Origin of the sequence: Haloflavibacter putidus (assembly GCF_006546625.1) — a bacterium.
Classification (GTDB): Bacteria; Bacteroidota; Bacteroidia; order Flavobacteriales; family Flavobacteriaceae; genus Mesonia; species Mesonia putida.
Window position 1 is genome coordinate 43,795 of sequence record NZ_VIAR01000001.1, and the last position, 22,150, is coordinate 65,944.

The following is a 22,150-nucleotide window of genomic DNA, read 5'->3' on the forward strand; positions in this document are numbered from 1 at the left end:
TCATCTCCACTAATTTAATTTTACCCGCTTTTAAACTAGAACAAAATTACTCGCGTAATTGCAAGTTAAGGTCTTTGAGTTGTTGCTCATCTATTGCGGCGGGAGCATCTATCATAACATCTCTACCGGCATTGTTTTTAGGAAAAGCAATAAAGTCTCTAATACTTTCCTGGCCGCCAAGTATTGCCACCAATCTGTCTAAACCAAATGCAATACCACCGTGTGGCGGAGCTCCATACTCAAAAGCATTCATTAAAAAGCCAAATTGCTTTTGCGCTTCTTCTTCCGTAAAGCCTAAATACTCAAACATTTGAGCTTGTATTTTTTTATTGTGAATTCTAATAGAACCACCGCCAATTTCGTTTCCGTTAAGCACCAAATCGTACGCATTGGCTTTTACTGAACCCGGATCTGTAGCCATCTTGGCCATTTGTCCAACTTTTGGCGCAGTAAACGGGTGGTGCATAGCATGGTAACGTTTTGTTTCTTCGTCCCATTCTAATAGCGGGAAATCTACAACCCATAGTGGAGCAAATTCTTCTGGATGGCGCAGGTTTAAACGTTCTGCCATTTCCATACGTAAAGCGCTTAGTTGCGCTCTGGTTTTATTGATATCTCCAGAAAGAATACATATTAAATCTCCCCGTTTGGCGTTGGTTTTCTCTGCCCATTTCTTAAAATCTTCTTCATCATAAAATTTATCTACCGAAGTTTTAAAGCTGCCATCGGTGTTATATTTGGCGTAAACCATACCTTGTGCACCAACTTGCGGACGTTTTACCCAATTGATTAATTTATCTATTTCTTTTCTACTGTAATCTGCTCCGCCCGGAATGGCAATACCCACTACCAATTCTGCTTCATTAAAAATCTTGAAATCTTTGTGTTGTGTTACAGCGTTTAACTCGCCAAATTGCATCCCAAAACGAATATCGGGTTTATCATTTCCGTAAAGTCGCATTGCTTCATCATAGGTTATACGCGGAAACTCTCCTACTTCTACATTTTTTATTTCTTTTAATAAATGGCGCGTAAGCCCTTCAAAATAGTTAAGAACATCTTCTTGCTCTACAAAGGCCATTTCGCAATCTATTTGCGTAAATTCCGGTTGCCGGTCTGCGCGTAAATCTTCGTCCCTAAAACATTTTACAATTTGAAAATACTTATCTAAACCGCCTACCATCAACAATTGTTTAAAAGTTTGTGGCGATTGTGGCAAAGCGTAAAACTGCCCTTCGTTCATACGGCTTGGTACTACAAAGTCTCTGGCGCCTTCTGGCGTAGATTTTATTAAATAAGGTGTTTCTATTTCTACAAAATCTTGTTGAGACAAATAATTACGAACCGCCATAGTTACTTTGTGCCGTAAGATTAATTTCTCTTTTACCGGATTGCGACGCAAATCTAAATAACGATATTTCATGCGCAATTCTTCTCCGCCATCTGTGGCGTCCTCTATGGTAAAAGGTGGATTTTTAGATTGATTAAGAACGTCAATCTCTTTTACAAGAATTTCTATATCGCCGGTAGGCATTTTTGGGTTTTTAGACTCCCGCTCAATTACTTTTCCTTCTACTTGTATTACAAATTCACGTCCTATTTTTTCTGCAATTTCCATCACTTTTGCAGAGCTGCGTTCTTGATCAAAAACCAATTGGGTAAGGCCGTATCTGTCGCGAAGATCTACCCAAATCATAAAACCTTTATCTCTTATTTTTTGAACCCACCCGGTTAATTTAACCGTTTTACCAACTTGCTCTATTCTTAACTCTCCGTTATTATGACTTCTATACATAGTCTTGCATTAAAATTTGGCTGCAAAAATAAGAAGATATACGTTCTTCTACTATTAAACCCTCTATAAAATTAGTGGACAATTTTTAAAGTTTAATTTAACAACAAAATAATAAAAAGGGTATTTTTCTCTTTACGGAATTAAATGCTCTATAAAATGTAAAACATTAACCCGAGTTTTATAGTATTTAAACCCACCGGATTGGCATTTTCTAAGGTATTTGCATCAAATAAGGGGTTTAAACTATAGTAGACGTGAAAGTTAAAGGTATTGTACCCAAAGCTAAAGGTTAGTCCGGTTCTAAACCGGTTTAACTCATCTATATTGCGTTGTACAATTTGCTTGTTTGCTTGCTTAAAATTAGATTTAAAATGAAACATATAACCAAATCGTAAACCGGCGTAGATGCGCCAGAATTTATGACTTTCTGGGGTAGAAGTTCGCCATCTAAATTGTAATGGAGCTTCTACCAAATAGGTAGAATACCTGTTGGTTTCATAACCAATATCTTTTCCTAATACTTGAAAAATGGTATTTTGGTTTTCTTCGGCAATCAATAAATTAAGACCATACGAATTTGCAGATAAGCCCAAACCGGCTCCAAAAGCAATATTTCTTTGTTTATTTACAGGCATATCTCTAATAAAACCCACATGCAAACCACCGGAGAAACCGGATTGAGAAACACCGGGCGGCCGATTGGAAAGCAGGTTAAAGCTAAAACCAAAATAGAATTGATCTTCTCTATACAACTTATCTACTTTATCTGGCGATAAAACAATAGTATCGTTTTCAGACTCTTCTAAAGTATTTTCTTGTCCTACTACCAAAGCAGGAAACAAGAAGCAGCATAAAAAAAAACTTATTAGGATAGTTTTCATAGGGCTTAAGATAAAAAAACATCCAACTCTTGTTGGATGTTTTTTCAAAATTATTTTCTATACACGATAATCTTTATTGCATATTTTTAGAAGCTTCTCCTGTTTTGGTTGTGTAATTAACCCGGTATTGCTCTGCTCTACGCAATTCGTACTTAATATCTGATACCAAGCCCATATTGGTCTCTGTATCTATTTTAAGTGCTGCGGTTAAGTTGTTTTGCAACTCTTCTCGCTTAGACTCTCTTTCTTCTATTACAAATTGCTGTATATCTGAGACATCTGCGAACTTATCATTAAGTTGCACCCTGGCTTCAGAACCGTATTGACTTTGGTATCGTTCGCTGGGTTTTCCTGCATAGATATACATAATTAAATCTTTCTTCTGCAGCTTCTCTACTTGGTCTGCATACGGCAAGTCGTTTTGAATCATCAAAGTATTTTGACGCATTACTGTAGCAACCATAAAGAAGAACAACAACATAAAAACAATATCCGGTAATGATGCCGTTGATATAGCAGGTAGATCTCCGTCTTTTTTCTTTTTAAATTTAGACATAACTTAATTTCTTAGTCCTAATTAGTTTCTTTTCTTGGGTTCTGCTTCCGAAAGTTTCATTGGATACATATCTCGTATACGACCTATTTTCTCTTTCAGTTTATCGATATCTCCTTCAAAATCAGGATCGTTAAAACGACTTTCCAACTCTACAAAAGAAGTCCCGAATAAACGCTGTGCCTCTCTATTCCGTAAAGCATTGTAAGCTGCGGTAAGTTCGTTTCTAACAGCAATATAGGTTCCGTATTCTGTCTCCCGGTCATTTTGCAAAGAAATAATTGCTTTCACAGGATTATCTGACGATTCCGGATTACCATCTCCTTGACAATAATTACACGCTTCGTCTCCAGTTCCGCCGCCATTATCTAGAAACTCTATAGCTGCTTCACGCAAATTGGTTAACTTCATTGGCTCATCTTCTACCAATAGTTTATTATTCTGATTAACCAATACCATAAAAATATTTTTCTGTTTAATTGGTGGTGGATCTTCCGGTTGATCTTCTATTGGCGGCAATTTACTGTTGATACCTTTATCGGTTTCGATAGTAGTTGTTACCAAGAAAAAGATCAATAACAAGAAGGCTATATCTGCCATAGATCCTGCATTAACTTCTGGTGCCGATCTTTTTGCCATAATATGTTTGTTACTTAATTAATTTTTTAACGCCTGAGAAAACCATAGTACCTACTGCTACAATAGCAAGTATATAAAAGGTTCTAAGACCGGTATCTACCCAAATAGAAGTAGTTTCATCTACGCTTGAACCTGCAGCTAATTCGAAATTAACCGTTGGTTCTGCAATAAAGTAAGAAATTAAAACTACCACTGCAAATATACCAATAGACAACAAGGTCTTTTTAATATTGCCGGTAATTAAACCTTTTACCACAAATATTGCCACCAACACTATAATTACTGCTAAAACTGCATAGGTTAGATAGATAAACGGGTCTAACATACTGGCTTGCATGTCTCCCGAGGCTTTAATAGCATCGTCACCGGCTACGACTATTCTTCCTAAGAAGATAAGCCCGATTACCCCGATAACGATTGCCAAATATTTTAAAACTTTATGTAAAGTCATAATTGCTGTATGTTAAGTATTATCTTCTGTTTTTGTGTGCTACTAAGATATCTATCAAAGTAATGGAAGCATCTTCCATATCGTTTACAATACTGTCTATTTTTGCAATAATATAGTTGTAAAAAATCTGTAGGATTACCGCTACAATAAGACCAAATACCGTAGTAAGTAAGGCAATTTTAATACCTCTTGCCACTAAAGATGGCTGCATATCGCCGGCTGCTTCAATTCTATCAAAAGCATCAATCATACCTAATACAGTACCCATAAACCCAAGCATAGGAGCCAAAGCAATAAACAATGCTACCCAAGAAACGTTTTTCTCAAGTTGCCCCATTTGTACGCCTCCATAAGCTACCACAGCTTTTTCTGCTGCTTCTGTACTTTCGTCTGCGCGGTCTAAACCTTGATAATAAATAGAGGCTACAGGACCAGAAGTATTTCTACATACATCTTTAGCGGCTTCTATACCACCACTGTTTAAAGCGTCTTCTACATTTTGAGCCAATTTCTTAGAATTGGTTGTAGATAAGTTTAAATAAATAATACGCTCAATAGCAATTGCCAATCCAAGGATTAAACACAATAGAACAATTCCCATAAAAACCGGGCCTCCTTCTATAAATCGTTTTTTCAAAGTTTGGTGAAAACTTAAGTTTTCCTCAGTTGCTGCTTGATCACCAGCAGCATCTTGATCATCTTGAACAAAATTTACTGTTGCTGAAGGCATTGCATTTACACTATTAGTCGCGTTCGCAGTAAGGCCTCCAAAGACCATAATTGTAGCGATTACCAGAATAGAAAATAATCTTCTCATTACGTGTTGTCTTAATTTAATTAGTTAAAAGGTTAAATATATATAAAAAATATCAGTTATGAAAAATGAAAATTTAGCAGAGAGGAAGGGATTCGAACCCTCGATTCCGCGATAACGGAATACACACTTTCCAGGCGTGCGCCTTCGACCACTCGGCCACCTCTCTAAATTACATTATTCTACTCGAAAAACGGCTTGCAAATAACAAAAAAAAAACTACTCCTAAAAATATGTTGCGTTAATTTTACAACATTTCCCCCCGCAAGGAGGTTTCATAGATAGTTTTAAAAACTTTAGGAGACAATTCTTTGGGTAGCAAATACATCATTTTAGCTATTGCTGCCTCTGTAGTTATGTCTTTTCCAGAGATAACGCCAAGCCGTTTTAATCGCGTACTTGTCTCATAATGACCCATTGCCACACTGCCGCCAATGCATTGGGTTACATTTACTATTAAAATACCTTTTTGCAAAGCCTCTTTAATTAATTTTATAAACCAATCTTCGTTGCAAGCATTTCCGCTACCATAGGTTTCTAAAACAATACCTTTTAATCCTTTTATTTGAATGATTTGCTGTATTAATTGCGCATTTATTCCCGGAAATAACTTTAAAACCATCACATTATTGTCTAATTCTTTATGTACAATTAGTTTTTTACGCCGGTTTGGGCGTTTTAAAATGCTTTCGTTTACCGTTAAATGCACACCAGATTGTGCTAAAGCTGGATAATTTAAAGAAGAAAAAGCCTGAAAATGCTCAGCATTTATTTTAGTAGTTCGATTAGCACGATAGAGCTTATATTCAAAATAAAGACCTACTTCATTTATAACTGTTTTGCCGTTTTTCTTTAATCCGGCCAATTGTATAGAGGTAATGAGATTTTCTTTGGCGTCTGTGCGCAAATCTCCAATGGGTAATTGCGAGCCGGTATAAATAATTGGTTTATTTAAATTTTCTAATATAAAACCAAGTGCCGATGCAGAATAAGACATCGTGTCGCTACCGTGCAAAACAACAAAACCATCGTAATTATCGTAATTTTCTTCTATAATTCCGGCTATTTTTATATAATATTCAGGGTTCATATTAGAAGAATCTATGGGTTCTTCAAAACTCACCGTATCTATCTCGTGCTCCAACAGACGTAATTCCGGAATTTTTTGCAAAAGCTCGTTAAAATTGAAAGCTTTTAAAGCTCCGGTTTCAAAATCTTTTATCATACCAATGGTACCACCGGTATAAATGAGCAATATTTTAGAATTATTAGACATACTTAAACTATTCTAAAAATTTCTTTAGCATTTTTGGTAGTCTGCTCGGCTATTTCTTCCCAAGACAAACCGTAAATTTCAGCTAATTTTTTTTTAATTTCAACCAAATAAGCACTTTCATTTCGCTTACCGCGGAAGGGACTCGGCGCCAAATAAGGAGCATCTGTTTCCAAAACAATTTCAGAAAGTGGTATTTGGTCTAAAAACTTATCTATCTTACCATTTTTAAAAGTAACCACGCCCCCAATTCCTAATTTTAAATTATAAGATAAGGCTTGATGGGCTTGTTCTAAATTTCCGGTAAAGCAATGAAATATTCCGTAAAGCTTTTCGTCTTTTTCTTCTTCTAATATTTCAAAAATCTCATCAAAGGCTTTCCTGCAGTGAATTACTATGGGCAGACCTAATTTTTTTGCGAGTTTTATTTGTTTCCTAAAAGCATCCTGTTGCATAGACAAAGTAGATTTATCCCAATGCAGATCTATACCTATTTCCCCTACTGCGTAGAACTTTTTATCTTTACGGAATTGCTCTTCAACGTGCTTCAATTCTTCTTTATATGCTTCTTGTACAGAGCACGGATGCAAGCCCATCATCAAATGCATTTTGCCTGGATAAGCTTCTGCCAAATCATACATTGCCTGTGTGGTAGCCGAATCTATGGCGGGTAAAAATATTTTTTCTACTCCGGCTGCTATTGCTCGATCTACAACTTCTTTTCTATCTTCTTCAAAAGCTTCACTGTATAAATGTGCGTGTGTGTCTATTAACGTCATTTTGCGAAGGTAATTTAAATTGTTCAATTATATTTGCTCAAAAAGAGATGGCAAGTTTACGCAAACTTTTAACCGATAAAGGCTACAAACGTATAAAATTACAAATTACTGCTACCAACCACTTAGAGATTCCTGCCAAAATAAATGGCGTTGAAGGTATTTTTTTATTAGATACCGGTGCCTCCAGTTCGTGCGTGGGCACAAATACGGCAGAGCATTTTAAGCTCTTTGCAGAAGATAGCGATATTAAAGCCGCGGGGGCCGGAGCAACCAATATGCTTACACAGGTTTCTGCCAACAATGTTTTGGAAATAGACCAATGGAAAGCCAAAAAAGTAGATTTGGTACTTTTTGATCTTCGGCATGTAAATGAGGCTTTAATACAACACGATGCAGAAACCGTGCACGGCATTATTGGAGCAGATATTCTGCAAAAAAGCAAAGCAGTAATAGATTATAAACAAAAGTGCGTTTATCTGAAATAAGCTTTCTATAAGACTTTATATACGTTAAACTTTTTTACCAAATGCACGTTTACTACCACTGGATAAAAATAAAAAAAGCAACGAATTGACATTCGTTGCTTTTTTGCTGGTATACAAAATAAATTAATTAGAGTTCTAATGCGTGTTTTACATCATTATCCATCAGAAGTTCTTCGGGGTTCTCTAAGGCCTCTTTTATGGCTACTAAAAAGCCAACAGATTCTTTTCCGTCAATAATTCTATGGTCGTAAGAAAGTGCCAAATACATCATTGGTCTAATTTCTACTTTGCCATCTACTGCTACCGGACGCTCAAGAATATTATGCATCCCTAATATTCCGCTCTGCGGCGGATTGATAATCGGAGTAGATAACATAGAGCCAAAAACGCCCCCGTTAGAAATAGTAAAGGTACCACCAGTCATTTCGTCTACAGTAATTTTACCGTCTCTTGCTCGTGTTGCAAGGCGTTTTACTTCCTGTTCAATTCCGCGGAAGCTTAAATCTTCTGCATTGCGCATAACCGGCACCATTAAACCTTTTGGTCCTGAAACCGCGATACTGATATCTTTATAATCGTATGTAATCATTTCTTTGCCGTCTATCATGCTGTTTACTGCAGGATATTCGTCTAAAGCTCTTACTACTGCTTTGGTAAAGAAAGACATAAAACCAAGGCTCACACCGTGTTTTTCTTTAAAGTCTTCTTTATATTTTTTACGCAATTCAAAAATTGGCGTCATATCTGCCTCGTTAAAGGTGGTTAACATAGCAGTTTCGTTTTTGGCTCCCACCAAACGTTCTGCTACTTTGCGACGCAACATAGACATTTTTTTGCGCTTTTCTCCGCGGTTACCTTTACCCGGTGTACCCATAGATGGTTTGGCGTTTTGCGCATCTTCTTTGGTAATGCGACCATTTTTACCGCTTCCTTTTACATCTTTAGGATCTATATCCTTTTCTGATAAAATCTTTTTAGCTGCAGGAGAAGGACTTCCTTCTGCATAGTTTTTATCGTCTTGCTTTTGCTCTGGTGTAGATTCTTTAGAAGGCGTTTGTGATTTTGAATCGGTTTTAACCTTTTCACTTTCTTTTTTGCCTTTATCGTCTTCTAAATCTTTTTCAGACTTTTCAGATTTGTCTTTTTTATCTTCGGATTTATCGTCATCTTTAGACTCTTCTTCCTCTGATTTATCTTCTTTATCGTCGCCAGATTTTTCTGCGTCTGTATCTATTAGGCAGATTACTTCGCCAACCTCTACAACGTCTCCTTCTTCCGCTTTAAGCGTAATAACACCGCTTGCTTCTGCAGGAATTTCTAAGGTTGCTTTATCGCTGTCTACCTCTGCAATAGCTTGGTCTTTTTCTACATAGTCGCCGTCTTCTACTAACCACTCTGCAATTTCAACTTCTGTAATAGATTCTCCCGGTGAGGGGACTTTCATTTCTAAAGCCATAATTTAATTTATTTCTGTATACTTAATTTTATTCGTTTAATGTTTTATCAAAAACGCCCGCAATAACACGATCGTGTCGTCTTTTAAATCGCACTGAACTTCCTGCTGCTGGAGCTCCGTAAAACAACCTACTGCAAACCCTAAAGTTTTTAAATTCTTCTAAGTGCAGTAGCAAGTGTGAATAGGCACCCATATTTCTTGGTTCTTCTTGTGCCCAAACCAAATCGTCTGCGTTTTCATATTTGCTTATTATTTCTCTTATTCTGCTGGTAGGAATTGGAAATAGTTGTTCTAAACGTACTAGAGCAACATCTTCTCGTTCTCTTTCTTCTTTTGCCTCTAACAGGTCGTAATAGAATTTACCCGTACAGAAAACCAAAGTTTTGATTTTTTCTACTTTAGCGTCTGCATCGTCTATTACGGTTTGGAAACTGCCGTTTGCTAAATCTTCTTTTGGCGAAACTACTTTTGAGTGTCGCAATAAGCTCTTAGGTGTAAAGACAATTAATGGTTTTCTAAACCCAACTTTCACTTGTCTTCTTAAAAGGTGGAAAAAGTTTGCCGGGGTAGTTACATCTGCTATGAACATATTATCTTTAGCACAAAGTTGTAAATAACGCTCCATTCTTCCTGAAGAATGTTCTGCTCCTTGACCTTCGTAACCGTGCGGCAAGAACATTACTATACCATTTTGTAATTTCCATTTATCTTCTGCGGCAGAAATATATTGGTCTATTACAATTTGCGCCCCATTACTAAAATCGCCAAACTGTGCTTCCCAAATGGTTAAACTATTTGGGCTCGCCATGGAATAACCATAATCGAAAGCTAAAACTGCATATTCTGACAATAAGGAGTTATAAATATAAAATTCACCTTGATCTTCTTTTAATTGGTTAAGTAAAATTACTTCTTCTTCACTATCTTCTACCTTTAGAACCGCATGTCTATGGGAAAAAGTTCCACGTTCGACATCTTGACCTGACATACGCACGTCGTGACCTTCATGCAATAACGTACCATAAGCCAAGAGTTCTGCCATACCCCAATCTAGCTTATTTTTATCGAAATACATTTTTCTGCGCGTCTCAGTTAATTTACCGAGTTTGCGCATAAATTTTTTATCTTCTGGCAGCTTGGTTATAGTTTTGGCAATTTTGCTAAGATTGTCCAAATCAAAAGTAGTGTCTACCGGCTCCATCATATCACTTTCGGTAGCATAATTATAACCTTCCCATTCTTCTTGTAGAATTGGCGTTATGACGGTTTTATCTTCTTTTTTAGAGCTTTCCAGATCTTCTTCTAGCTCTTTTTTATATTCTTCTTTTAATTTTTCTACATAGTCTTCGTCAATTACATTTTCTTGCAAAAGACGTTTTACATAAATATCTCTAGAATTATCGTGTTTGGCAATTGCCTTATATAATTTTGGCTGAGTAAATCTTGGCTCATCTCCTTCGTTATGACCATATTTTCGGTAACCTAATAAATCTATAAATACATCTTTTTGAAAATGCATTCTAAAATCTAGAGCAAATATAGAAGCGTGAACTACAGCTTCTGCATCGTCTGCATTTACGTGTAAAACAGGCGATTTGGTTATTTTCGCCACATCTGTACAATAGGTAGAAGAACGGCCTTCTAAATAATTGGTAGTAAAGCCTATTTGGTTGTTTACCACTATATGAATTGTACCTTGAGTAGTATAGGCTTCTAATTGCGCCATCTGAATAGTTTCGTATACTACACCTTGCCCAGCAATAGCTGCATCGCCGTGTACAATAATAGGTAATACACTTTTAGGATCGTCTAAGTGATGGTCATCTTGTTTTGCACGCGCAATACCTTGCACAATAGGACCAACAGCTTCTAAGTGAGAAGGGTTTGGCGCCATATTAAGGTTTATCTCTTTACCGCTTTCTGTCTTGCGACAAGAAGTCCACCCTAAATGATATTTTACGTCTCCATCAAAAATTTCCTGTTCGTAATCTTTACCTTCAAATTCGCTAAAGATATCTTTTGCGCTTTTACCAAAAATATTGGTTAAGGTATTTAATCTACCCCGGTGCGCCATTCCCATCACAAATTCATGTACGCCAACTTCTGCTGCATGCTCTATTAAAGTATCTAAAGCAGGAATAAGAGTCTCATTTCCTTCCAGCGAAAAACGTTTTTGACCAACATATTTTCTATGTAAAAAGGATTCGAAAGAAACTGCCTGGTTAAGTTTTCTAAGAATTTGTTTTTTCTTTTCTTCCGAAAAGTTTGGATGATTTTCGTTTCTTCTTATATATGTCTGTATCCAATTTATCTCACGGGGTTTACGAATAAACATATACTCCATCCCGATAGACTCACAGTATATTTTTTGCAAGTGCTCTACAATATTACGTAGGCTTGTTGCACCGAGTTTTAAGAACTCGCCGGCTTTAAACTCTTTGTCTAAATCTTCTTCAGATAGACCAAAATTCTCTAAAGCTAAGGTTGGCCGGTATTTTCTACGTTCCCGCACCGGGTTAGTTGCGGTAAATAAATGACCACGCGTTTGGTAAGCGTCAATCAATTGTACTACTTTAAATTCTTTTAAGAAGACTTCGGGAATTTCCACGCCTTCTTCTTGCGCCATTGGCATATCTCTTTCAGCGGTGCCATTTTCTACCGTTTTTCCAAAATCAAAACCTTGAAAAAAAGCTCTCCAACTAGGTTCTACACTATCTGGGTACTGCAGGTATTTATCGTAAAGTTCTGCGAAATAAGCGGTGTGCGCCGCATTGAGAAATGAATATTTATCCATAAGAGGAAACTACAATTATGTTTTTTCTTTAAACATTTCAAAAATACAACTTTTAGCAACAACAAGCCCCTTCTAAGTATAAATTTATCTTATAATGCCTTTATTCTTTTCTACCATACAAGCTTTTATACCGTCCGAGTCATTAAGGAGTTACCAAATTGTAAAAGCATTTCTTTTTTATTTTCTTCTATCTCTAATTGTTTTAGAACTTCAAAAGCTTTAGCTGTATATCTTTCTATTTCTGCTTTGGCCAAAGTTGCTGCGCCACTACTTTCAAAAATACTTTTTACAGTTTCTATCTTCTCGGTAGCATCTGCAGGAGTTATAGTATACAGATGCTCTAATTGTGCGGCTTCTTGTGCAGAAGACTTTTCTATAGCTTTAAGGTATAAAAAAGTTTTTTTATTCTCTATAATATCACCTCCTACTTGCTTCCCAAAACTTTCTGGATCTCCAAAAGCATCTAAATAATCATCTTGTAGCTGAAATGCAATACCTAAGTTAACACCATAATCGTAAATTATTTTTTTGGCATCTTCTTGAGCGCCAGCAATAATGGCGCCCATTTCTAAGGCAGCTCCCACCAATACGGCAGTTTTGCAGCGTATCATTTTAATATACTCTTCTAAACTCACTTTTTCTATAGTCTCAAAATCTACATCATACTGTTGACCCTCGCATACTTTAATGGCTGTTTTGGTAAATAAGGTTGCTAATTCTCTAAATGTTGCGCCTTGGTAATTTTCAAAAAGTTGGTATGCATTTATAAGCATTGCGTCTCCAGAGAGAATAGCTGTGTTAATATTCCACTTTTCATGAACGCTTTCTTTACCGCGGCGTATGGGTGCAGCATCCATAATATCATCATGCATAAGCGAAAAATTATGAAAAACCTCTATAGCTAAAGCAGCATCTAACGCTTTTTTATGCGAAGTGCCAAATACTTCTGCCGCCATTAAAACCATTACTGGTCGTAAGCGTTTCCCACCAATATTTAAAATATAAGAAATGGGCTCGTATAGGTTTTTAGGCTCTTGCACTTTTATTTCTTCTTGCAAGTAAGAAGAAAAAGCCGATTGGTAAAAAGAAACTGCCTTCATCTATTTTGTTAGTTTTAGACAAAAATACCATAATTAAAAAGATTTCAAATTTTCTTTTACCAAGATATTCTTTACGGAAAAAACTTTGGAAACTTTTTTAGAGCTAAAAGTTTCTTTTCTATCTTTGCAGCCGCTATGAAAGAAAAGATTTTAAAAACATCTACCGATTTGTTTTTAAACTATGGGTTTAAGAATGTTACGATGGATGAAATTGCCGAAGAACTTGGCATTTCTAAAAAAACCATCTATACGCATTACCACAACAAAGCCAAATTAGTGCAGCATTGTTCCTCAACCCTCTTTAAGGAAATTACAGATCATATAGATAATATTGTTGCCAAAGACCAAAACCCAATAGTTGAGTTGCAGCAAGTACATAGGTATACCTTGCAACGTCTGCGCGAAGAAGATTTTTCGCCGCAATTTCAGTTAGAAAAATATTATCCCAGGATTTATTCGGCTTTGCAGGAGAAAAAAATCACTTATATGCGCTCGTATATGGTAAACAACCTTACCAAAGGAATGCAGCAAGGCTATTACCGCCCTGATTTGGATGTAGAGGTAGTTTATAACTTTTATTTTATGACTTTAGAAGGCATAAGAAACAGTAAATTTTATACCCTTAAAAGCTACTCTATACCTTTTTTAGTAAAGCACTTTTTAAATTATCACCTTCGCGGAATAGCTTCCGAAAAAGGATTAGAATACATAAACAACCTATCAAAATCCGGCGATTCATGAAGAAATTATGCTATATTTTTATTTTCTGTATTTTTGGTTATACGAATGTAACTCAAGCCCAAACCGAAAAATACAGTTTTACATTAGAAGAAGCTATAACCTACGCTTTAGACAGTAGTTATACAGCTATTAACGCTAGAAGAGATATTGCTGCGGCCATAAAAAGAAAGTGGGAAACCACCGCAGACGGCTTGCCGCAAATAGATGCCGCTGTAGACTATCAAAACAACCTAAAACAACCCGTAACCTTATTACCGGCAGAGTTTTTTGATGGTCCTTCGGGAGATTATATTCCGGTTACTTTTGGCACCAAACAAACTATGTCTGCCACTGCTACGGCAACCCAGCTTTTATTTGACGGCTCTTATATTGTGGCTGTGAAAGCTGCAAAAACTTTTCTAAATTATACCAATACCAATGCACAAAAGACTGCTTTAGAAATACGGCAAGGTGTTATAGATGCTTACGGCAATGTTTTATTGGCTAAAGAAAGTTTGACCATCTTAAAAAAGAACCAAAAAACTTTAGAAAAAAACCTAAAAGAAACCCGCGCTATGTTTGAAGAAGGTTTGCAAGACGAGGAAAGCGTAGACCAATTGCGCATTACTTTTTTGCAAAATGCCAACCAATTGCGCAACGCACAACGTATGCTTAAAATAAGCAAAGACATGCTAAGCCTAAGTTTGGGTATTCCCATAGAAAGCGAAATAAGCTTGGTAGACAATTTAGATAACCTTGCCGAAGAGAATATTCGGCTAGAATTAATGGACGCTGAAGAAGATATTGAACAAAATATAGAGTATAAATTGGCAGAGACTCAAATAAGCCAACGAGAACATGAATTAAACTTAGAAAAAAGCAAGGCATTACCTAGGCTAACTACATTTATAAATTACGGCACTAGCGCTTATAGCCAAGAATTTACTTTTTTAAACGACAACCAAGACTGGTTTCAATCTTCTATTTGGGGCGTGAGTTTAAACATTCCCATTTTTAGTTCGCTAAAGCGGAATGCAAAAACCGTACAGGCCAAAATAGCTTTAGAACAAGCAGAAACCCAGTTTGAGCAAACCAAAGAAAAAGTTCGCTTAGACATTAAAGAAGCCAAGAGCAATTATATTTTTGCCATAGAAAGTTACCGTACTGCCAAAGAAAACTTAAAATTGGCAGAACGTATCGAAAATAAAAATCAAATTAAATTTAGCGAAGGTATAACCGGTAGTTTCGATCTACGCCAGGCGCAAACACAACTCTACAACGCACAACAAGAATATTTGCAAGCTATGCTAGATCTCATCAATGCAAAAGCTAAATTAGAAACCGTATTAAACACGCCACAAATAGACTTCAATAACAATTAAACACATGAAAAAAAGTATCCTATTATTAGTAACAATAAGCCTTTTATGGGCTTGTGGAAAATCTGAAAAAACTGTAGATCAAATTATTGAAGAAGGAAGCCTGCCCGAAATAAGAGCTAAAAAATCTGAATTGAACAGTAAGCAAAAAGAAATTAGCGATAAAATTGCTTTGCTTAACGAAAAAATAGAAAAACTAGATACGGCAGAATCAAGACCTCTAGTAACGGTAGAAAAATTATCTGACACGGTATTTAAGCATTATGTAGAAGTACAAGGAGATGTAAAAACCGATGAAAACATTGTTATCTACCCCGAATACTCGGGAGTGTTAACCAAAATTTATGTAGAGGAAGGCCAGCAAGTAAACGCAGGACAAACTTTAGCAAAAATTGACGATGGCGGTTTATCAAGTCAGTTAGCAGAAGCTCAAACCCAGTTGGCTTTAGCTAAAACTACTTACGAAAGGCAAGAAAGACTCTGGAACCAACAAATAGGTTCTGAAATTCAGTATTTAGAAGCAAAGACCAAATACGAAGCCATGCAAAGTTCTGTAAATCAATTACAAGCGCAATTGGCAAAAACTGTTGTAAAAGCACCATTTAAAGGCACGATAGATAATGTAATTGCAGATCAGGGGCAATTGGTTTCGCAAGGACAAAACCAACTTTTTAGATTAATAAACTTGCGCGATATGTATGTTAGCGCAGATGTACCAGAAACCTATTTGGGCAAAATTAATAAAGGTACAGAGGTAATTATTTCCTTAAAGTCTATAGGAAGAGAGTATAAAGGAGAAGTATTACAAGTAACCAGTTTTATAAATCCCAACAATCGTAGTTTTGAGGTTAAAATAGCTATTCCCAACGCAGACGAAGCTATAAAGCCAAACTTGATAGCTACAGTAAAATTAAACGATTATTCTGCACAAAACGCTTTGGTTATTCCGCAAAGCATTTTACAAGAAAATGCCAAAGGAGAAAGCATTGCCTATTATATAAAGAAAAAAAACGATAGCGTTGGAGTTGCAAAAAGAGCAATCGTAACTACCGGCAAAAGCTATAAAGACAAAATAGAAATAACCGAAGGTCTTAATCAAGGACAAATAATTATTTTAGAGGGAGCCAGAACAATACGAGAAGGCCAGGAAGTTAAAATAGCACAAGAAGATGAGTAAAAAAGATACCTACAAAGGCTTTGGGCTTTCGTCTTGGGCAATAGACAATAAGATGACGGTTTATGTAATTATTGCCATTGCAGTAATTGGCGGATTTATGTCTTATTACAGTATGCCAAGAGAAGCTTTCCCGGAAGTTGTAGAAACCAAAATTTATGTAAGCTCTGTTAACCCCGGAAACTCTGCAGAAGATGTAGAAAAATTTATTACAGAACCTTTAGAAGAAGAGTTTAATAATATTGGCGGGGTAAAAGAGATAACTTCTACCACTTTGCAAGATTACAGCATTGTAATTGTAGAGTTTGAAGAAGATATTGCTATCCCGGCAGCCAAACAGCAAGTAAAAGATAAAGTAGATATGGTCAAGGCAGAAACCACCTGGCCAACTTTAGATAATGGCGCAAAAGTAGAACCCAATGTATTCGATTTGAATATTTCGGAAGAAATGCCCATTCTCAACATCAACTTTACCGGAGATTATACCGTACAGCAACTAAAAGATTATGCAGAATACTTGCAAGAAAAAATAGAACTTTTACCGCAAATAAAAGAGGCTACCATACGCGGTGCCGAAGAAAAAGAAGTAGAGATAGCCGTAAATGTCTTTAAAATGACGGCTTCTAAAGTAAGTTTTGACGATATTATAAATGCGGTAAAGTATGAAAACAAAACCATCTCTGGCGGTAATATTACCAAAAACGGTATAGAAAAAAACATTCGTGTAATTGGTGAAATAGACGACCCAAAAGAATTAGAAAACGTGGTTGTAAAACGCGAAGACGGCATTGTTTACCTAAAAGATATTGCCCAGATTAATTTTCAGGAAAAAGATGCCACCACTTTTGCTCGAGAATATGGTCAACCGGTAGTAATGTTAGACATTAAAAAACGTGCCGGTAAAAATATGATTGAAGCCGTAGAAGAAATAAAACAAATAGTAGAAGAAGAAAAAGAAGCTTATTATCCTACAGATCTACATATCTCGCTTACGAACGATCAATCTATCAAAACAGAAAACCAAGTAAACGACTTGGTTAACAACATTATTTTTGGGGTAATTTTGGTAGTTGGCGTTCTAATGTTCTTTTTAGGATTTAGAAATGCGCTTTTTGTAGGAATTGCCATTCCATTATCTATGCTTATTTCATACATTATTTTATCTTCTATGGGATACACACTTAACACCATGGTTTTATTTGCTTTGGTAATGGGCTTAGGTATGTTGGTAGATAATGGTATTGTAGTAGTAGAAAATGTTTACACTTTAATGAGCGAAGGCAAATCGCGTATTGCGGCAGCAAAGCAAGGTTTAGGCGAAATTGCTTGGCCCATAATTGCATCTACCGCAACTACTTTGGCGGCCTTTTTTCCGCTTGGGCTGTGGCCGGGAACCATTGGTAAATTTATGGTTGTCTTTCCAATTACTTTATCGGTAGTTTTGGGTTCTTCCTTATTTGTGGCCTTAATTATAAACGCTATGCTTACTTCGCAATTTATGCAAACAGAAGAAAAAGAAATGCGAAAAAAACGAGCGCTGTTTGTAAGTTTAATATTATTAATTGGCGGCGCTTTGTTTTTGGCACTTGGCTTTATTATTCCTTCTGGCGCTTTACGCGGAATTGGAAACTTAATGCTCGCTGCCTTATTGCTATTATGGCTTTACCGCTGGGTTCTGGCTAAAGCAGTAGCTTTCTTTCAATTTAGGGCCTTAAAACGATTAGAAAGTTGGTATGAAAATTCGTTGCGATTTGCTTTAAAAGGTAGAATGGCCTATTTGTTTTTCTTTAGTACCGTAGCTTTACTTTTCTTAAGCTTTGTTTTAATTGCTTTGGCGCAACCCAAAGTATTATTCTTTCCGGAAAACGAACCTAATCAAATTATCACCTATATAGAATATCCCGAAGCTACCGCAATAGAGAAAACCAATGCGCTTACCAAAAAAATAGAAGACCGCATTCAAGATGTTATCGCGCAATACGAAGACGAAGACGGCTATAATTTTATGGTAGAGTCTATGATATCGCAAGTGGGAGAAGGTGCCGGCAATCCGCAAACAGATGGTGGCCAACAAAACGAAATGCCCCATAAAGGAAAAGTTACGTTATCTATGCGGGAGTTTCATAAAAGACGCGGCGTAGAAAGTAGCGATGTTTTATCGCAAGTTCGTAACGCGGTAAAAGGTTTTCCCGGCGTTTCTGTAATTGTAGAAAAAGACAATGTTGGCCCACCTTCAGGTTATCCTATAAATCTAGAAATTAAAGGCGAAGATTACGAAAAAATGTTGGCTGAAGCCGAAGAAGTCCGTTCGTATATTAAAGATTTGCATATAGACGGAATTGAGGAGTTAAAACTAGATGTAAATAAATCTAAACCAGAATTAGACGTACGTGTAAACAGACAAAAAGCAGGAAAATTAGGTGTTTCTACGGCTACTGTTGGACAAACTTTGCGCCGCGCTATTTACGGCGAGGAGGTCTCTACCTATAAAAAAGATGATGATGATTATGAGATAAATGTGCGTTTTCAGGAAGAATTCCGCTACGACGAAAACGCGATTTTTAACCAGCCTATTACGTTTAAAAACCAAAATACCGGCGCTTTAATTCAAGTGCCTATTTCTGCGGTTGTAGATAAAAAACCTACGGCAAGTTTTAGTTCTATAAAAAGAAAAGACCTTAAAAGGGTAATAACCCTATATTCTAACGTGCTAGAAGATTATAATGCCAACGAGATTGTAAACCAATTGCGTAGAGAGTTAGAAAATTATAAGCTTCCTAAAAACATCACGATGGAGTTTACCGGAGAGCAGGAAGAGCAGGAAAAAAACATGAGCTTTTTGGTAAAAGCCTTGTTAATTGCGATGGGCGGAATTTTGCTCATTTTAGTAGCACAATTTAATAGTCTTTCTAAACCGGTAATTATTTTAATGGCAATTATTCTGAGCTTGGTAGGCGTGTTCTTGGGCTTGATAATTTTTCAAATGGATTTTGTGATTATAATGACCATGATGGGTATAATTTCCTTAGCAGGAATTGTGGTAAACAATGCCATTGTATTAATAGATTATACACAAATTTTAATAGACCGTAAAAAGCAAGAATTAGACCTAGAACCTGAAGATTATCTTACCAAAAAACAATATTATGAAGTAATTGTTGCAGGAGGAAAATCTAGGCTGCGCCCGGTATTGTTAACGGCAATTACTACTGTGTTAGGTTTAATACCACTTGCGGTAGGATTAAATATAGATTTCTTTACATTGTTTACAGATTACGATCCGCAGATTTATATTGGTGGTGATAACGTAAAATTCTGGGGACCTTTGGCCTGGACGGTTATTTTTGGACTTACCTTTGCCACTTTCTTAACGTTAATTGTGGTGCCGGTAATGTTTTATATAACCAATCGCGCCAAAATAAGAGTAAGAAAAAAACGCGGAAAACCACTGCAAAGCTCCCAAGCATAAACTAAAAAAGGTCTAAAGTCAGATGATTTTAGACCTTTTTTAATTTTTCATTATACGTCAAAAACTCAGCACAGTCGAAAGCAAGCAAATGATTTATTAGACGATAGTCTTTAGTCGTGAGTAGGTAGATTTTCTAATTTTTTGTCTTCTTTTTAACTCTTTCTCTTTTTAACTTTTTCACTCATTGACTTTTTTACTCATTAACTCATTAACTCATCAACTCATCAACTATTTCTCTTCTTTGCCGGCACTCAAAACAGTCGAGCGCTAGCGGAGATTTTAGACCTTTTTTAGTTTTACATATCACGTCAAGCCTAGACACAATCAAAAGCAAGCAAATGATTAATTGGTCGATAGTCTTTAGTCGTGAGTAGGCAGATTTTCCAATTTTTTTTGTCTTCTTTTTTACTCTTTCTCTTTTTAACTTTTTCACTTGACTCTTTTACTTCTTTACTCCTTGACTCATCAACCCATCAACTCATCAACTCATCAACCAATCAACTCATCAACTATTTTTGACTATTTATTAATATCGTACGTAAAACCAACCCCCAAGACTTCTCTTACTTGAACGGCTTGCACTGCATTATCGTCATAAATAGCTTGGAACACAAAATTGGCAGAAATATAATCGTTTACTTTCATATTGATGTTCAACGTATAATCTAAATCTACATTCTGAGGATCTTCCAAGTAATTGGAATACAAGCTCAGCATATTTTCCATCGTTACATTTTCTACCAAAGTATATTTTGCAAAAACGTTTACAGAAGCACCAAACTCAAATCTGCTACTTTCGCCTTTATCTACGCCGTAATAATCGCCATCTTCGTAGCCGGGCATACTGGTAAATTTGTCGTCTACAAATATTAGTCGCGCAGTTGCCGGAGCAATATTAACCGTAAAATTATCGTTCTTCTTCCAAAGCATTCCGGGGCCAAATTGCAAATATCCGGGAGACATAAAATGCGTGGTTTCTGTCCTTATGTTTTCGGTGCCAACCACATCGCCATTATCATTTAACACATCTTGCTCGCTGTATTCATAACCTTTAGAAAATTGCGATTTAAAATTTACAAAAAACGAATAAAACCAATTAGAATCATCTATTTGGTACCCACCAACCGAGTTTAACTCTAATCTGTCGTTGGTTTTTCTGGTAAATCTGTCGTCTTTGGTTTTGGTAAGACCATAATCTGCTAAGATTTTATTGTCCCAAGTAAACTTGTCTTTTCTATAATTAATATTATAATTCAGGCTTAGATTTCCAGCATAATTAGAAGTTCCGCCGCCTTGCCATTCTGCGTTAAAAGCAGCTTGGTTAAAAAGTAAAGAAATTGCACCGGAATTGGACCAACCGTTTTTTGGTTCTTCTTCTTCGGTGGTTTCTTGTGCAAATACAGAAACACTAAACAATAGCAAACCGCATAGTAAAAACTTCTTCATAAACAGATTTTTTAATTTTAGGATGCAAAGATATAATATTCTCGCAATTGCAATATTTCGACTTATAACTTTACGGAAGTTTTAAGACAGATCTCTACTTCCGTAAAGATTTAATTTTTACAGAAAAACTGATTTTTCATCGGGATGGTATCGAGAATAGGTTTTTGAACCAAATTAGAAATTCTTCGTACAAAATTTAAATAAAAAAAGAGCAAACCATACAGCTTGCCCAAATACATTTATAGCACAACAGTTTTTTAATTCTGTTATAGTTTTTCATTCAAATCTTGTCTACCGACAATTGCCATTATTTCAACAATATTTTCATTTATTTTATAGTAAATGCTATCAACTCCGCATACACAAGGTCTATATCCTTTTTTAATATAATCAACTGATTCGAATGAAAAAGGACGTTGTGTAATAATATCAAAATATTCAAAAAAAGATTCGAAATATTTATCGGCTTGAGTCTTTCCTAATTTTTTAATTCCGTAGTGGTGAACCCGAATCAAGTCATTTTTTGCTTCGTTACTTAATTTATATTTAGCCATTAAGCAACGACTTTGATTGGGCTAAAATACTCTCTTTACTGTCGTCCGTAAATCCGCTATTTTCAGCTTTTTCAAGTTTTGCTCTAATCCAGTCAATTTGCACTTGTTGTTTTCGAGCTTGTCTAATCAGGTCGTTAACTAATTCACTCTTGCTTGAATATTCTTTATTGTCCACTTGAGCTTTTAGCCACTCGTCATTCGGTTTTGTAAAGGATATACTTTGTCTAGGCATAATTTTATTTATTTGATGTAAATTTACACCAAAAATGAATCATTTTCAAATTGTTGACAACTACCTGGTAATAAGTATTTTAAATATACTAAAAATGTCAGTTTGAGCGCAATCGAAAACTCTTTACCATTAGCAAACGGACTTCGGCTGCGCTAT

19 protein-coding genes and 1 tRNA gene are annotated in these 22,150 nt (G+C 36.1%); 5 read left to right on the forward strand and 15 right to left on the reverse strand.

The window, feature by feature from the left end; all coding sequences use genetic code 11:
- Positions 1–46 precede the first annotated feature (46 nt).
- From aspS to FKR84_RS00235, 9 genes are all read right to left on the reverse strand, one after another.
- Positions 47–1,795 (reverse strand): aspartate--tRNA ligase, encoded by a 1,749-nt coding sequence (gene aspS / locus FKR84_RS00195; RefSeq protein WP_141420165.1) that lies wholly within the window; start codon positions 1,793–1,795, stop codon positions 47–49.
- Positions 1,796–1,944: 149 nt separating this feature from the next.
- Positions 1,945–2,676 carry a porin family protein gene (locus FKR84_RS00200; protein ID WP_141420166.1) on the reverse strand — a complete coding sequence of 244 codons (732 nt, stop codon included), beginning with the start codon at positions 2,674–2,676 and terminating at the stop codon, positions 1,945–1,947.
- A 73-nt stretch (positions 2,677–2,749) separates the two neighbouring features.
- Complete coding sequence (locus FKR84_RS00205) at positions 2,750–3,232, reverse strand: ExbD/TolR family protein (RefSeq protein WP_141420167.1); 483 nt, start codon at positions 3,230–3,232, stop codon at positions 2,750–2,752.
- A gap of 21 nt (positions 3,233–3,253) precedes the next feature.
- Complete coding sequence (locus FKR84_RS00210) at positions 3,254–3,868, reverse strand: ExbD/TolR family protein (RefSeq protein ID WP_141420168.1); 615 nt, start codon at positions 3,866–3,868, stop codon at positions 3,254–3,256.
- 10 nt (positions 3,869–3,878) lie between these two features.
- Positions 3,879–4,319 carry a hypothetical protein gene (locus FKR84_RS00215; RefSeq protein ID WP_141420169.1) on the reverse strand — a complete coding sequence of 147 codons (441 nt, stop codon included), beginning with the start codon at positions 4,317–4,319 and terminating at the stop codon, positions 3,879–3,881.
- A 19-nt stretch (positions 4,320–4,338) separates the two neighbouring features.
- Positions 4,339–5,136, reverse strand: coding sequence for a MotA/TolQ/ExbB proton channel family protein (locus FKR84_RS00220; RefSeq protein ID WP_141420170.1), 798 nt, complete (start codon positions 5,134–5,136; stop codon positions 4,339–4,341).
- A gap of 77 nt (positions 5,137–5,213) precedes the next feature.
- A tRNA-Ser gene (locus FKR84_RS00225) sits at positions 5,214–5,302 on the reverse strand.
- Positions 5,303–5,380: 78 nt separating this feature from the next.
- Positions 5,381–6,409: an asparaginase gene (locus FKR84_RS00230; protein ID WP_141420171.1), complete on the reverse strand. Its 1,029-nt coding sequence runs from the start codon at positions 6,407–6,409 to the stop codon at positions 5,381–5,383.
- Between the two features lie 2 nt (positions 6,410–6,411).
- Complete coding sequence (locus FKR84_RS00235) at positions 6,412–7,185, reverse strand: TatD family hydrolase (protein WP_141420172.1); 774 nt, start codon at positions 7,183–7,185, stop codon at positions 6,412–6,414.
- A gap of 47 nt (positions 7,186–7,232) precedes the next feature.
- On the opposite strand from FKR84_RS00235, the gene FKR84_RS00240 reads away from it, so the two are divergent.
- Positions 7,233–7,670 carry a retropepsin-like aspartic protease gene (locus FKR84_RS00240; RefSeq protein WP_141420173.1) on the forward strand — a complete coding sequence of 146 codons (438 nt, stop codon included), beginning with the start codon at positions 7,233–7,235 and terminating at the stop codon, positions 7,668–7,670.
- Positions 7,671–7,797: 127 nt separating this feature from the next.
- Here the strand turns inward: FKR84_RS00240 and odhB are convergent, their stop codons facing one another.
- The 3 genes from odhB to FKR84_RS00255 form a co-directional block, all read right to left on the reverse strand.
- Positions 7,798–9,126, reverse strand: coding sequence for a 2-oxoglutarate dehydrogenase complex dihydrolipoyllysine-residue succinyltransferase (gene odhB / locus FKR84_RS00245; protein WP_141420174.1), 1,329 nt, complete (start codon positions 9,124–9,126; stop codon positions 7,798–7,800).
- 28 nt (positions 9,127–9,154) lie between these two features.
- Positions 9,155–11,920, reverse strand: a complete 2,766-nt coding sequence (locus tag FKR84_RS00250) for a 2-oxoglutarate dehydrogenase E1 component (protein ID WP_141420175.1) — start codon at positions 11,918–11,920, stop codon at positions 9,155–9,157.
- A 125-nt stretch (positions 11,921–12,045) separates the two neighbouring features.
- A complete protein-coding gene (locus FKR84_RS00255; protein ID WP_141420176.1) occupies positions 12,046–13,020 on the reverse strand; it encodes a polyprenyl synthetase family protein in 975 nt (324 codons plus the stop codon).
- Between the two features lie 135 nt (positions 13,021–13,155).
- Here FKR84_RS00255 and FKR84_RS00260 point away from each other — a divergent pair, with 135 nt between their 5' ends.
- Genes FKR84_RS00260 through FKR84_RS00275 form a run of 4 tightly spaced genes read left to right on the forward strand, consistent with a single transcriptional unit; the run spans position 13,156 to position 19,762 of the window.
- A complete protein-coding gene (locus tag FKR84_RS00260) occupies positions 13,156–13,761 on the forward strand; it encodes a TetR/AcrR family transcriptional regulator (RefSeq protein ID WP_141420177.1) in 606 nt (201 codons plus the stop codon).
- On the forward strand, positions 13,758–15,122 hold the full coding sequence (locus tag FKR84_RS00265) for a TolC family protein (RefSeq protein WP_141420178.1): 1,365 nt from the start codon (positions 13,758–13,760) through the stop codon (positions 15,120–15,122). Before FKR84_RS00260 ends, FKR84_RS00265 begins: the two co-directional genes overlap by 4 nt.
- 4 nt (positions 15,123–15,126) lie before the next feature.
- On the forward strand, positions 15,127–16,296 hold the full coding sequence (locus FKR84_RS00270) for an efflux RND transporter periplasmic adaptor subunit (RefSeq protein ID WP_141420179.1): 1,170 nt from the start codon (positions 15,127–15,129) through the stop codon (positions 16,294–16,296).
- Positions 16,289–19,762 (forward strand): efflux RND transporter permease subunit, encoded by a 3,474-nt coding sequence (locus FKR84_RS00275; protein WP_141420180.1) that lies wholly within the window; start codon positions 16,289–16,291, stop codon positions 19,760–19,762. The genes FKR84_RS00270 and FKR84_RS00275 overlap by 8 nt, the downstream gene beginning before the upstream one ends.
- A 519-nt stretch (positions 19,763–20,281) precedes the next feature.
- On the opposite strand, the gene FKR84_RS00280 is transcribed toward FKR84_RS00275, so the two are convergent.
- The 3 genes from FKR84_RS00280 to FKR84_RS00290 form a co-directional block, all read right to left on the reverse strand.
- On the reverse strand, positions 20,282–21,208 hold the full coding sequence (locus FKR84_RS00280; protein WP_141420181.1) for a DUF3078 domain-containing protein: 927 nt from the start codon (positions 21,206–21,208) through the stop codon (positions 20,282–20,284).
- A gap of 266 nt (positions 21,209–21,474) precedes the next feature.
- Complete coding sequence (locus tag FKR84_RS00285) at positions 21,475–21,762, reverse strand: type II toxin-antitoxin system RelE/ParE family toxin (RefSeq protein WP_141420182.1); 288 nt, start codon at positions 21,760–21,762, stop codon at positions 21,475–21,477.
- Positions 21,755–21,994 (reverse strand): ribbon-helix-helix domain-containing protein, encoded by a 240-nt coding sequence (locus FKR84_RS00290; protein ID WP_141420183.1) that lies wholly within the window; start codon positions 21,992–21,994, stop codon positions 21,755–21,757. Before FKR84_RS00290 ends, FKR84_RS00285 begins: the two co-directional genes overlap by 8 nt.
- Between the last annotated feature and the right edge of the window lie 156 nt (positions 21,995–22,150).

Coding starts and splice junctions, on each gene's coding strand:
- FKR84_RS00215 (WP_141420169.1), bottom strand. CDS start 4,319: ATGACTTTACATAAAGTTTTAAAATATTTGGCAATCGTTATCGGGGTA.
- FKR84_RS00270 (WP_141420179.1), top strand. CDS start 15,127: ATGAAAAAAAGTATCCTATTATTAGTAACAATAAGCCTTTTATGGGCT.
- FKR84_RS00220 (WP_141420170.1), bottom strand. CDS start 5,136: ATGAGAAGATTATTTTCTATTCTGGTAATCGCTACAATTATGGTCTTT.
- FKR84_RS00260 (WP_141420177.1), top strand. CDS start 13,156: ATGAAAGAAAAGATTTTAAAAACATCTACCGATTTGTTTTTAAACTAT.
- FKR84_RS00230 (WP_141420171.1), bottom strand. CDS start 6,409: ATGTCTAATAATTCTAAAATATTGCTCATTTATACCGGTGGTACCATT.
- aspS (WP_141420165.1), bottom strand. CDS start 1,795: ATGTATAGAAGTCATAATAACGGAGAGTTAAGAATAGAGCAAGTTGGT.
- FKR84_RS00275 (WP_141420180.1), top strand. CDS start 16,289: ATGAGTAAAAAAGATACCTACAAAGGCTTTGGGCTTTCGTCTTGGGCA.
- odhB (WP_141420174.1), bottom strand. CDS start 9,126: ATGGCTTTAGAAATGAAAGTCCCCTCACCGGGAGAATCTATTACAGAA.
- FKR84_RS00280 (WP_141420181.1), bottom strand. CDS start 21,208: ATGAAGAAGTTTTTACTATGCGGTTTGCTATTGTTTAGTGTTTCTGTA.
- FKR84_RS00200 (WP_141420166.1), bottom strand. CDS start 2,676: ATGAAAACTATCCTAATAAGTTTTTTTTTATGCTGCTTCTTGTTTCCT.
- FKR84_RS00240 (WP_141420173.1), top strand. CDS start 7,233: ATGGCAAGTTTACGCAAACTTTTAACCGATAAAGGCTACAAACGTATA.
- FKR84_RS00210 (WP_141420168.1), bottom strand. CDS start 3,868: ATGGCAAAAAGATCGGCACCAGAAGTTAATGCAGGATCTATGGCAGAT.
- FKR84_RS00205 (WP_141420167.1), bottom strand. CDS start 3,232: ATGTCTAAATTTAAAAAGAAAAAAGACGGAGATCTACCTGCTATATCA.
- FKR84_RS00265 (WP_141420178.1), top strand. CDS start 13,758: ATGAAGAAATTATGCTATATTTTTATTTTCTGTATTTTTGGTTATACG.
- FKR84_RS00235 (WP_141420172.1), bottom strand. CDS start 7,185: ATGACGTTAATAGACACACACGCACATTTATACAGTGAAGCTTTTGAA.
- FKR84_RS00255 (WP_141420176.1), bottom strand. CDS start 13,020: ATGAAGGCAGTTTCTTTTTACCAATCGGCTTTTTCTTCTTACTTGCAA.
- FKR84_RS00250 (WP_141420175.1), bottom strand. CDS start 11,920: ATGGATAAATATTCATTTCTCAATGCGGCGCACACCGCTTATTTCGCA.
- FKR84_RS00285 (WP_141420182.1), bottom strand. CDS start 21,762: ATGGCTAAATATAAATTAAGTAACGAAGCAAAAAATGACTTGATTCGG.
- FKR84_RS00290 (WP_141420183.1), bottom strand. CDS start 21,994: ATGCCTAGACAAAGTATATCCTTTACAAAACCGAATGACGAGTGGCTA.